Origin of the sequence: Pseudomonas sp. GV105 (genome assembly GCF_003058185.1) — a bacterium.
GTDB classification, from domain to species: domain Bacteria; phylum Pseudomonadota; class Gammaproteobacteria; order Pseudomonadales; family Pseudomonadaceae; genus Aquipseudomonas; species Aquipseudomonas veronii.
The window spans coordinates 1-1327 of the sequence record NZ_QBUF01000037.1; the positions used below are offsets into that span (position 1 = coordinate 1).

The 1327-nt window shown below is 58.6% G+C and carries 1 protein-coding gene; it reads left to right on the top strand.

The features are described 5' to 3' along the window. The first annotated feature begins 70 nt into the window (after nt 1-70). A protein-coding gene (locus C8K66_RS30475) for an IS3 family transposase (RefSeq protein ID WP_218278009.1) occupies nt 71-1290 on the top strand; the annotation gives its coding sequence in 2 pieces (ribosomal slippage) (nt 71-416 and nt 416-1290; 1221 coding nt in all). The last annotated feature ends 37 nt before the right edge of the window (nt 1291-1327 follow it).

Here is a 1327-nt window from a genome sequence, read left to right on the forward strand (position 1 = left end):
TGAACGAGCCCCATGAAAGACAGGACACCGTTTCCCCCTTACGATAAGGGATAGGCAAACGGGTATGTTTATGACTAACAGCAACGATAAGGGTGGTGAGCTGCTCGGCCAGGAACGCCGACGCCGCTGGAGCACCGACCAGAAGCTGGCCATGGTTCGCGAGAGTCTTGAGCCGGGACAAAGCGTGTCCGTGGTGGCCCGACGCAACGGCATCAACGCCAATCAGCTGTTCCTGTGGCGCAAGCTGTACCAGGACGGAAGTCTGTCGGCGGTCAGTGCTGGCGAAGCCGTTGTACCGGCGTCGGAACTGACCGATGCGCTCAAGCAGATCCGCGAATTGCAGCGGATGCTGGGCAAGAAGACGATGGAAGCCGAAGTCCTAAAAGAGGCCGTGGAGATTGCCCGGTCGCGAAAATGGATTGCGCACTCACCCTTGTTGCCGGGGGACGACCAGTGAAACTGGTCAGCGAATGTCTCGGTGTGTCGCGCTCGCAATTAACGGTTCGGATCAAGCAATCGGTATCGCCTAAAGTACGGCGACGTCGGCTCGTGAACGATACGGAGTTGGTCGCCGAGATTAAGGAGCAGGTCAGCGAGTTACCGAGCTATGGCTACCGCCGTGTTTGGGGGTTGCTGCGCCGCGAGCGTGAAGTTCAGTCACTGGCTCCGATCAATGTGAAGCGGGTTTACCGCGTCATGCGCGATCACAATCTGCTGTTAGAACGCCGCATCAAGCAGCCTGGCGTGCAGCGCCGGCATGAAGGCCGAATTGCCGTTACTACCAGCGATACGCGCTGGTGCTCGGACGGCTTCGAGTTTCGCTGCGACGACGGTGCGAAGTTGAGCGTGACTTTTGCCCTGGACTGCTGTGACCGCGAAGCCATCGGCTGGGTCGCCAGCCCGACGGGCTACAGCGGTGACGACATCCGAGACTTGATGTTGGAAAGCGTGGAGAAGCGATTTGGGGATCAACTACCGAGCACGCCGGTGCAGTGGTTGAGCGATAACGGCTCGGCTTATATCGCCGAGCAGACGCGTCTGTTTGCTCGCCAGATCGGCTTGCAGCCGGTGACCACACCGGTACGCAGCCCGCAAAGTAACGGCATGGCAGAGAGCTTTGTGAAGACGATCAAGCGTGATTACGTGGCGCACATGCCCAAACCGAATCGAGAAACCGCGCTGCGCAATCTGACGATTGCCTTCGAGCATTACAACGAGCAGCATCCGCACAGCGCCTTGAAATATCGGTCGCCGAGAGAGTTTAGGCGTTTGGCAGCAGCATCAATTTAACGGGGAGTTGGTGTCCGGTCTGGTAGGGGCAAGTCCA